This window comes from Streptomyces sp. CBMA29 (genome assembly GCF_014596445.1).
Classification (GTDB): domain Bacteria; phylum Actinomycetota; class Actinomycetes; order Streptomycetales; family Streptomycetaceae; genus Actinacidiphila.
In genome coordinates this window covers 1-9,640 of the sequence record NZ_MECL01000157.1, presented here as the reverse complement: position 1 = coordinate 9,640, position 9,640 = coordinate 1, and the positions used below count along the sequence as shown (strand labels likewise).

The window sequence follows — 9,640 nt, the reverse complement described above, 5'->3', positions numbered from 1 at the left end:
CCGGCATAGCCGGAGCGGCGGGCCCGCGCGACGCCGACGACCTGCTGCGCGCCGCGACCATGTTCCTGCGCCTGGTGGAGCGCATGCTGCTCCTCCAGCCCGCGCTCGCGGGCAAGCCGCCCCTGATCCCTGCCCCCGCGGCCGCGGAGCCACCCCGCGAACGCGCCAACTGACACCCGCCCGCGCGCGCGGCGGCCCCAACACCGGGCCACGGACCGCGGAGCGCCGGACCGACACCCGCCCGCGCGCGCGGCGGCCCCGCCTCGGCCGGGGGCTCTAGAGTGGAGCCGCCCGATGTGACCAGCCCCTGCGAGGAGCCGCGCGCCATGTCCCGTCAAGGAGGGGTGGACCCGATGCGCCCCCGTGCCAGTCTGCGTACCGCCGTGGTGTGGGAGGTCCTCAAGGACGCTCTCGAACGGCGGGCCAAGACCGCGGACACGGCGGCCCTCGACGTCCTGGACACCGGCGGCGGCACCGGCAACTTCGCGGTGCCCGTCGCCCGGCTCGGCCACCGCGTCACCGTCGTCGACCCCAGCCCCGACGCGCTCTTCGCACTGGAGCGGCGCGCCGCCGAGGCCGGGGTCACCGACCGGATCAGCGCCGTCCAGGGCGACACCCACGGCCTGCCCGACATCGTGCCCCGCGCGAGCTGGGACATGGTGCTGTGCCACGGCGTCCTGGAGTACGTGGACGACCCGGCGGAGGCCGTGCGCAACGTGGTCGGAGCGCTCCGGCCCTCCGGCGCCCTCAGCCTGCTCGCGGCGGGCCGCGGCGGCGCCGTACTGGCCCGCGCCCTCGCAGGGCACTTCGCGGAGGCCCAGCACGCCCTCGGTGACCCGGACGGCCGATGGGGCGACGGCGATTCGCTGCCCCGTCGCTACACCGCGGACCAGCTCACCCGGCTGGTCACCGACGCGGGCCTGCGGGCCGCCGCCGTGCACGGCATCAGGGTCTTCGCCGACCTCGTCCCCGGCGTCCTGGTCGACACCGAGCCGGGCGCCCTGGAGGCGCTGCTGCGGCTGGAGCTGGCAGCGGCGGAGGAGCCCGGATTCCACTCGGTGGCCACCCAGCTCCACGTCCTCGGCGAGCGCGGCTGACGGACCCCGCGAGACCCCCGGAAGGACCCCTTCCGCTTCACCCGCCCCCGCCACCGGCCGGAGTAGTCGGTCACAGGCCCCCCGTACCGCCATTGCTGACCGTATGCTGGCATGACGTAACGGCGGACGGGGAATGAAGCCCCCGTCGGATTGGCGTAGTGGGGCGGGTTTCATGGGGGCGAATCCCTGCCTATCCTGAAAGGGTCGGACCGGTCGCCCCCCTGCGACCGACGAGTAGGAGGACTCCGTGCCGCTCTCGGAGCACGAGCAGCGCATGCTCGAGCAGATGGAGCGAGCGCTGTACGCCGAAGATCCCAAGTTCGCGTCGGCGCTTGAGGGAAGTGGGCTGCGCACGTACACCAGGCGGCGTGTCTACCAGTCGGTGGCGGGCTTCCTGGTCGGTATCGCGCTGCTCATGGGCGGCATGATCGCCAAGCAGCCCTGGATCAGTGTCGTGGGCTTCCTGGTCATGCTGGCCTGTGCGGTGCTGGCCGTCACCGGCTGGCGCAAGGCGGGCAAGCCGGGCGAGGCGGCGCCCGCCGCCGGGGCTCCCGGCGCCCCCGGCACACCCGGCCGGCGGCTCAGCCGCCGCAATCAGGCCAAGCGGGGCAAGGTCATGGACCGGATCGAGGAGCGGTGGCAGCGCCGCCGCGACGACCAGCAGGGTGGCCGCTAGAGGGTCACTTCCGCCAGTACGGCGCACCGTCCGAGGGTCCCGCACCCTCCCGACGGTGCGCCGATCTTTTTTAGGGGCGCTGGGGGCACCTCCCGGCCGAAGGCTGGGGGAGGAACCGCGCGACCAGCCCCCACCGGCGGGACGGTCCGGCGACAACCGAACCGTCCCGCCGGGGCGGGCGGTGACCTGCGGGAACGCTTCGGCTGAGCGCACGCGGTTCGTCACGCCCCTGACGGGGCCCGTCCCGCGCGGACAGCGCACCCCCGGAGGGGCGGGGCCCCACCCACGCGGTGGGGGCTTACGCCTGGCGGGTCAGGCGCCTCCTCAGCGGAGCGACAAGGCGCTGCCCGGCCTCGGAGAGGCGAACGGTGACCGCGGACCACCGATCCGAAAGGTGCCAGATCACCCGGGCGGAGGAACGCGGCACAAGCACCGCCCGCAGGCGGTCGCGGCGGCCGGCCGCCGCGTGAAGGCCCTCGCGGACGTGCCGCACATCGGCGGCCAGCCCGGTGACCGGCTGGGGCCTGGGCGCATAGAGCACCTGCTCCACCGCCGTGGCCAGGGCGCCCGCGGAGACCGCGGCCTGGCCGGTCAGACCACCGTCCTGGACGAGCCGGGCCATCGCCCGCCGCGGGGTCTCGGAGTCGTCCGGCGGAACGCCGTAGTCCCAGCCGGTGTCGACCACCTCGCGCCAGGCGGACAGGGCGAGCCCTTCGGCCTTGTCCCGTCCGCCGCCGAGCCGTCTGGAGCGCTGTCGGCGCCGCCAGAGCATGGGCAGCAGCGGTACGGCCAGCACCAGCAGCGCCAGCAGCGTGAGGACGGCGAGCCTGCCGCCGCCGAACCCGCCGCCGGAGCCGCCGGAAGCGGCCACCGCCGTGTTGTCGCAGGAGCCCTGCGCCCGGTTGTCGCTCCCGCAGCTCGCGCTCGCCGAGGGCGTCGGGGTCGGCGTCGTCGCCGTGCCGTGCTGCCCCTGGTCGGCGGGCTCGTTGGTGCCCGAGGGCGTCGTGGTCTGGGTGTACGAGGGGGCCGTGCCCCGGTACGGGGTCGGCTCGAAGCGGGTCCAGCCGATGCCCTCGAAGTACAGCTCGGGCCAGGCGTGCGCGTCCTTGAGGCCCACCGACATCGTGCCGTCCGAGCCCTGCTGCGAGCCGGGGGTGAAGCCGACCGCCACCCGCGCCGGGATGTGCAGCGTGCGGGCCATCGCCGCCATGGTGAAGGCGAAGTGGATGCAGAAGCCTTCCTTGGTGCGCAGGAACCGCGCTATGGCGTCCACGCCGGTGCCCGACTGCGCCTTGGTGTTGTAGACGAACGCGCCCGAGGTGAAGTACCGCTGGAGTGCCAGCGCCTTCTCGTAGTCGTTGTTCGCCGACTCCGTCACCTGCTGCGCGGTCTCCGCGACCACCTTCGGCAGCGAGCCGGGCACCTTGGTGTACTCCTCGGCGACCCGGCCGGTGGCCGGGGGCGCGGCGGCGAGCTGCGCGGCCGTCGGCTGCACCTGCATGCTCGTCACCGAGTACGTCAGACCCGAGGTGTTCTGCCCGCGGTCGCCGATGATCGTCCGGCCCTCGGGCTCGAACCGCCAGTGCCCCGACACGTCGACGCCCAGCGCGGGGAAGGGCATCGGCAGCCAGCCCTGCGCGTAGCCGTCGTCGACCTTCACCGTCGTCTGGACCTTGGAGTACTTCACGTCGGAGGCCATGCCCGCGGGCTGCGGCAGCACCGACGGGATGTCCTCGATCTTCCGCTTCGACGGCTGCCACTGCGTGCCGTCGAACTGGTCGAGCGCCACGATCCGCAGGTACATGCTGGACAGATCGGTGGAGTTGGTCTTGTACGTGAGGACTTCGCGGTTGTCCTGCTGGTTGAGGTTGTCCTGGAGGGCCACCACCGGGTTGACCGCGGAGATCGTGCCGCCGCGCCCCGGTCCCGTACCGGTGCCCGAGGTGTCCAGCAGACCGCTGCCCAGCGACGGCAGCACGGCGGGCGCGACCAGGGCCAGGCCCAGGGCCATCACGCCGATCCTGCGGCCGGTGCGCACCGGGGCCAGCGCCCGGCTGCCGGAGGCCGGGTTGGCGGAGCCGCCCCAGCCGTTGGCCGGCGGACCGCCGCCGAACACCCGGCCCCAGCGCGAGAGCCGGTCCCGGCCCTCGGCCAGGAGCAGCAGCAGGTAACCGGCGGCGGCGACCACGAAGTACAGCCACTGCGCACCGCCGTTGGACAGCCCCGCGGCCACCGAGTACAGCGCCAGCAGCGGGAGTCCCGCGGGGGCCGCGCTGTTGTACGTGACGGCCAGCGCGTCCACCGCGAGCGCGACCACCAGCACACCGCCGACCAGCAGCATCCTGATGCCCGGGGTGACCGGCGCCGGGATGGCGAACTGACTGACGTCGGTCAGCCCGTCCCGTACCAGGTCGCTGAGCTGGACGAAGGCGTTGGGACCGGGGATGACACCGCCCAGTGCCTGGTGCGGCGCGAACATCACGGTCAGCACGAGCAGCGAGACCACGGCCTGCGCGAGGACGGTCAACGGCCGGGCCAGCGGCACCCGTCGGGCCAGCGCGCCGACCCCGGACTGGAGTGCCACGAAGAGCACGGCCTGGAACATCCAGCCCGCGGGGGTGGCCAGCGGCAGCAGCGAGCAGGCGGCCATCACGGAGGCGGCCGCCGCACACACCGTCAGCCGGGCACGTCCGCTCATGTTGTGGCCCCTGCCTCTCGCTGTTCCTCGCGTGAGCGGTAACGGTCGGCCCGCTGCCACAGTTCCGGCAGCGAGTCCCCGGCGCGTACCGACAGCACCGTCCAGCCCGCCTCGCGGAGCATCCGCAGCGGTGCCGGGGTGCCGTCGTCCTCGGCGCCGGTCTCCAGCGCGCCGTGCTCCGCCGGGGGTTCCGGCCGGGCGCCCGGCTCGCGGGCCGTCCAGTCGTCGCTGTCCAGGACGAACGCGATGGCGCCGCCCGCCCGTTGCCGCATCCGGCCGACGTTGGCCGCCTGCTCCTCGTCCAGATCGCCGAGGAGAGCCACGAGCAGGCCCTCGTGGCTGGACCGCAGCGCCTCGTAGGCGCGGGACAGGCCGTCGCTGTGCGCGCCGTCACGGCCGGAGTCGGGCGACTGCGCCAGGTCGTCGCAGTGGTCGACCACGGCGAGGGTGTCCAGCAGGACGCCCGCCATGTCCGACGAATCGCCGACGTATCCGCCGGTGCCCTCGGGACCGGGCACGCTGCTGCCGGTGTCGGTCAGCAGCCGTACCGCGAAGCCGCGTTCCAGCATGTGGGTGGAGACCGAGGCGGCGGCCGAGACCGCCCACTCGAACGCCGAGTCGGGGCCCGCGCCGTAGTAGGCGGAGCGCCGGGTGTCCAGCAGGACGGTGCAGCGCGCGCGGTGCGGCTGCTCCTCGCGGCGCACCATCAGCTCGCCGTACTTGGCGGTGGAGCGCCAGTGCACCCGGCGCAGGTCGTCGCCGTGCCGGTAGCCGCGCGGGATGACGTCGTCCTCGCCGGTGAAGGCCAGCGCGCGGGTGCGGCTCTCGCCGTAGCCGTTGGCCTCACCGGCCAGGCGTACCGGCGGCAGCGCCTCGACCCGCGGCACCACGGTGAGCGTGTCGAACGCGCTGAAGGACCGGGTCAGTTCGCACATGCCGAAGGGGTCGGTCAGCCGCAGTTGCAGCGGGCCGAGCGGGTAGCGGCCCCGCAGGTCGGAGCGGACCCGGTAGGACACCTCGCGGTGCCCGCCGGGCTCCACCCGGTCCAGCACGAAACGCGGGCGCGGGCCGAGCACGTACGGCACCCGGTCCTGGAGCATCAGCAGTCCGGTGGGGATGCGCGAGACGTTGTCGACCCGCAGGTGCACGCGGGACTCCGACATGGCCGGCACCCGCGAGGGGGCGAGCCGCCTGCTGCCCGCGACCCGGTAGCGGGTGCGGTAGAGGACGGCGACGCAGACCAGCGGCAGGATCGCCAGCAGCAGCCCGACCCGCAGCAGGTCGGGCTGGCCGAGCACGTAGGCGCATATCCCGGCGGCGACCCCGGCCGCGACGAAGGACCGGCCGCGGGTGGTGAGTCCGCCGAGCGCGGTACGGAATCCGCCGCTCGCCCGCTGCGGTCCCGCGGCGCCCGGCGGGCCGCCCTGCGCCGGGCCGCGCGGCGGGGGTTGCGGCGGTCGGGTCGGCGGCGGGGTCCCGGCGCCGGGCGTGGCCATCACAGGCCCCGAAGGCCCTGCGGGCGGGCGGACGGCTTCTGCGGCCAGCCACCGGCCGCCGGGTCGGGCACCGGGACGCGCTGCACGATCTCGGCGACCACCTGTTCCGGGGTGCGCCGGTTCAACTGCGCCTGCGCGGTGGGCAGCAGGCGGTGCGCCAGCACGGAGGAGGCCAGGCCCTGCACGTCGTCGGGCAGCACGTAGTCCCGGCCGTCCAGCGCCGCGGAGGCCCTGGCGGCCCGCACCAGGTGCAAGGTCGCGCGCGGCGAGGCGCCGAGCCGCAGATCGGGGTGGTTGCGGGTGGCGCCGACCAGCGTCACCGCGTACCGCCGCACCGGCTCCGAGACATGCACCATCCGTACGGCCTCGACGAGTTTGACGATCTCGTGGGCGTGCGCGACGGGCTGGAGGTCGTCGAGCGGCGAGACACCGCCGTGCACGTCGAGCATCTTCAACTCGGCGTCCGGGCTGGGGTAGCCGATCGAGACCCGGGCGGTGAACCGGTCCCGCTGCGCCTCGGGCAGCGGATAGGTGCCCTCCATCTCCACCGGGTTCTGGGTGGCGATCACCATGAAGGGGCTCGGCAGTTCGTACGTGGTGCCGTCCACGGTGACCTGCCGCTCCTCCATCGACTCCAGCAGCGCCGACTGGGTCTTGGGCGAGGCGCGGTTGATCTCGTCGCCGACCACGATCTGCGCGAAGATCGCGCCCGGCTTGAACTCGAAGTCCCGCCGCTGCTGGTCGAAGACGCTCACTCCGGTGATGTCGGACGGCAGCAGATCGGGTGTGAACTGGATGCGCCGCACCGAACAGTCGATCGAACGTGCCAGGGCCTTGGACAGCATCGTCTTACCGACACCCGGCACGTCCTCGATCAGCAGATGTCCCTCGGCGAGCAGCACCGTCAGCGCGATGCGGACGACTTCGGGCTTGCCCTCGATCACGTTCTCCACACTGCGGCGCACCCGGTCAGCGGTCGTCGTCAGATCGCTCAGGCTTGCTCGTGCGTCAAAGGTCGTCACCCGGTACTCCTAGGCCATGTTCCTCGGGACACGGTCATCCCTGGACCGGCCCACCCCACTTGCGCGCCGCTCGTGCTCGCTCCGGGCGAGGCAGCGCGGTGCCGCATGATGCATTCTTCCCTTACGGGGCACCCCACGTCACTCGCCTGCCGTTACTTGTTCGTGATTTCCCGCAGTAGACCAGTGTGCACGTCGAAGACGAACCCGCGCACGTCGTCGGTGTGCGCGAGGAAGGGCGAGGTGCGCACCCGGTTCATCGACTGCCGGACATCCTGGTCGATATCGGTGAACGCCTCCACCGACCAGGTCGGCCGCTGGCCGACCTCCCTTTCCAGTTCGGTACGGAAGTCCTCGGTGATGCTCTGCAGGCCGCAGGTGGTGTGGTGGATCAGTACGACCGAGCGGGTGCCCAGGGCGCGCTGGCTGATGCTGAGGGAGCGGATGGTGTCGTCGGTGACCACGCCGCCCGCGTTGCGGATGGTGTGGCAGTCGCCCAGTTCGAGGCCGAGCGCCCGGTGCAGGTCGATGCGGGCGTCCATGCAGGCCACGACGGCGACCTTCAGAACGGGCCTGGCGTCCATGCCGGGGTCCTGGAACGCCTCGGCGTAGCGCTGGTTGGCTTCGACGAGCCGGTCGGTAACGGACGCGGTGGCGGTGTCTCCGGAGCGGCCGGTGACGTCGGTCGGCGCTGGGGAACCACTGGCAGATATCGACATGTCTCTGACGGTACGGCTCCGGGTGCCGTTCCACCTGCTGTGAGTTCCCACGAAATTTCGGCTCAAAAAGGATAAGCATCGGCAATTCCGCGATGTGTGAGGTAGCCCACACGCCCTCCGGGACCCACCGGAAAGGGGTGACACGAGGTGACACGGGGGGTGACGCGGACGCCGCGCGGGAGGTGACGCGCCCGGCTCCGCTCTGCGTTGACCGTGGGGGCCGGTGGAGTAAAGTGGCGCGAAGTGGTGCTGTCTGCTGGAGGTGTGCATGTTCCTCGGGACGTACACCCCGCGGCTCGACGACAAGAACCGGCTGGTGCTGCCCGCCAGGTTCCGCGAGCGGTTCGCCGACGGACTGGTGATCGCCAAGGGGCAGGAACGCTGCCTGTGCGTGTGGTCGGTCGACGGCTTCAAGGCCGCCACCAGAAGCCTGTCCGACGCCCCGCTGACCTCGAAGGGCGCGCGGGACTACCTGCGCGTGCTGTTCGCCGGGGCGCATGACGAGGTCCCCGACAAGCAGGGCCGGGTCACGGTGCCGCAGCCGCTGCGCGCCTACGCCGGGCTGGTCAGGGACTGCGCGGTGATCGGCGCGGGCAGCCGGGTGGAGATCTGGTCCGCGACCGCCTGGGAGGGCTACCTCGCGGCCCAGGAAGACACCTTTTCGGCCCTGTCCGAGGAGGTTCCGCCCGGATTACTGTGAGCGCGGCCCGACCGGACCGCGCCCCGGCGCACCTCCGCGCACACCACGCGCGCCCCCTCCATTCCCTACCACCGCCGCGGACGTACGGCCCGGCCTCCTCCCGCTCCGCCGCTCCGCTGGCACCACTTCCCCGGTGCCAGGGGAACGTTTCTCTTCGAGCGGGCGGGGACCCGGTTCTACGTCCCCCGTACCGCACAAGCACCGCTGAGAAGGGCCCCATGAGCGACACCACCCCCGCGCGGCCCGAGCCGCGCCATGTGCCGGTCATGCTCCGGCGCTGCCTGGACCTGCTGGCCCCCGCGCTCGCCGAGCCGGGCGCGGTCGTCGTGGACGCCACCCTCGGCCTCGGCGGTCACAGCGAGGCGCTGCTCAGCACCTTCCCCGCCGCCCGGCTGGTCGCGCTGGACCGCGACACCGAGGCGCTGAAGCTCTCCGCCGAACGCCTCGCGCCCTTCGGCGACCGCGCCGCCCTCGTGCACGCGGTCTACGACGAACTGCCCGACGTCCTCGACCGGCTCGGCATCGCCCGCGTCCAGGGCGTCCTGTTCGACCTCGGCGTCTCCTCCATGCAGCTCGACGAGGCCGGCCGCGGCTTCGCGTACGCGCGGGACGCGCCGCTGGACATGCGGATGGACCAGACCACCGGGATCAGCGCCGCCGAGGTGCTCAACACGTATCCGCCGGGCGACCTGGTGCGCATCCTGCGCGCGTACGGCGAGGAGAAATTCGCCCGCAAGATCGTGGACGCGGTGGTGCGCGAGCGGGAACGGGAGCCGTTCGGCAACAGTGCGCGCCTGGTGGAGCTGATCCGTACGGCGCTGCCGCAGGCCGCGATGCGCACCGGCGGCAACCCGGCCAAGCGGACCTTCCAGGCGCTGCGGATCGAGGTCAACGGCGAGCTGTCGGTGCTGGAGCGCGCGGTCCCCGCGGCCGTCGCGGCGCTCGCGGTCGGCGGCCGGATCGCCGTGCTGTCGTACCAGTCGCTGGAGGACCGGCTGGTCAAGCAGGTCCTCGCGGCCGGGGCCGCCACGACCGCGCCGCCCGGCCTGCCGGTGGTGCCCGAGCAGTACCAGCCCCGGCTGAAGCTGCTCACCCGCGGCGCGGAACTGCCCACCGAGGACGAGATCGCCGAGAACCGGCGGGCCGCGCCCGCCCGGCTGCGCGGCGCCGAGCGGATTCGCGAGGACGCGCGGTGAGCCAGGACCGGCCGGGGGACCGGCGGCGGCCCCCCGGCG

8 protein-coding genes are annotated in these 9,640 nt (G+C 73.3%); 4 read left to right on the top strand and 4 right to left on the bottom strand.

Going from position 1 to position 9,640, the window contains the following annotated elements; translation table 11 throughout:
• Positions 1-326 precede the first annotated feature (326 nt).
• Positions 327-1,097, top strand: a complete 771-nt coding sequence (locus BGM09_RS21070; RefSeq protein ID WP_188283219.1) for a methyltransferase domain-containing protein — start codon at positions 327-329, stop codon at positions 1,095-1,097.
• A gap of 247 nt (positions 1,098-1,344) precedes the next feature.
• Positions 1,345-1,773, top strand: a complete 429-nt coding sequence (locus BGM09_RS21065) for a DUF3040 domain-containing protein (protein ID WP_188283218.1) — start codon at positions 1,345-1,347, stop codon at positions 1,771-1,773.
• Between the two features lie 298 nt (positions 1,774-2,071).
• Here the strand turns inward: BGM09_RS21065 and BGM09_RS21060 are convergent, their stop codons facing one another.
• From BGM09_RS21060 to BGM09_RS21045, 4 genes are all read right to left on the bottom strand, one after another.
• A complete protein-coding gene (locus tag BGM09_RS21060) occupies positions 2,072-4,471 on the bottom strand; it encodes a DUF3488 and DUF4129 domain-containing transglutaminase family protein (RefSeq protein ID WP_188283217.1) in 2,400 nt (799 codons plus the stop codon).
• Complete coding sequence (locus BGM09_RS21055; RefSeq protein ID WP_188283216.1) at positions 4,468-5,967, bottom strand: DUF58 domain-containing protein; 1,500 nt, start codon at positions 5,965-5,967, stop codon at positions 4,468-4,470. The genes BGM09_RS21060 and BGM09_RS21055 overlap by 4 nt, the downstream gene beginning before the upstream one ends.
• The gene (locus BGM09_RS21050; protein ID WP_188283215.1) at positions 5,967-6,989 is read right to left on the bottom strand and encodes an AAA family ATPase; all 1,023 of its coding nucleotides are present in this window, start codon (positions 6,987-6,989) and stop codon (positions 5,967-5,969) included. The genes BGM09_RS21055 and BGM09_RS21050 overlap by 1 nt, the downstream gene beginning before the upstream one ends.
• 152 nt (positions 6,990-7,141) lie before the next feature.
• Complete coding sequence (locus BGM09_RS21045) at positions 7,142-7,705, bottom strand: beta-class carbonic anhydrase (RefSeq protein ID WP_188283214.1); 564 nt, start codon at positions 7,703-7,705, stop codon at positions 7,142-7,144.
• 268 nt (positions 7,706-7,973) lie between these two features.
• Here BGM09_RS21045 and mraZ point away from each other — a divergent pair, with 268 nt between their 5' ends.
• Both mraZ and rsmH read left to right on the top strand, forming a co-directional pair.
• A complete protein-coding gene (gene mraZ, locus BGM09_RS21040; RefSeq protein ID WP_188283213.1) occupies positions 7,974-8,405 on the top strand; it encodes a division/cell wall cluster transcriptional repressor MraZ in 432 nt (143 codons plus the stop codon).
• Positions 8,406-8,623: 218 nt separating this feature from the next.
• Positions 8,624-9,601 carry a 16S rRNA (cytosine(1402)-N(4))-methyltransferase RsmH gene (rsmH, locus tag BGM09_RS21035; protein ID WP_188283212.1) on the top strand — a complete coding sequence of 326 codons (978 nt, stop codon included), beginning with the start codon at positions 8,624-8,626 and terminating at the stop codon, positions 9,599-9,601.
• Positions 9,602-9,640: the final 39 nt, after the last annotated feature.

What these genes read in the sequence shown, in the direction of transcription:
- rsmH (WP_188283212.1), top strand. Translation starts at nt 8,624, where the DNA reads ATGAGCGACACCACCCCCGCGCGGCCCGAGCCGCGCCATGTGCCGGTC.
- BGM09_RS21045 (WP_188283214.1), bottom strand. Translation starts at nt 7,705, where the DNA reads ATGTCGATATCTGCCAGTGGTTCCCCAGCGCCGACCGACGTCACCGGC.
- BGM09_RS21060 (WP_188283217.1), bottom strand. Translation starts at nt 4,471, where the DNA reads ATGAGCGGACGTGCCCGGCTGACGGTGTGTGCGGCGGCCGCCTCCGTG.
- mraZ (WP_188283213.1), top strand. Translation starts at nt 7,974, where the DNA reads ATGTTCCTCGGGACGTACACCCCGCGGCTCGACGACAAGAACCGGCTG.
- BGM09_RS21055 (WP_188283216.1), bottom strand. Translation starts at nt 5,967, where the DNA reads ATGGCCACGCCCGGCGCCGGGACCCCGCCGCCGACCCGACCGCCGCAA.
- BGM09_RS21070 (WP_188283219.1), top strand. Translation starts at nt 327, where the DNA reads ATGTCCCGTCAAGGAGGGGTGGACCCGATGCGCCCCCGTGCCAGTCTG.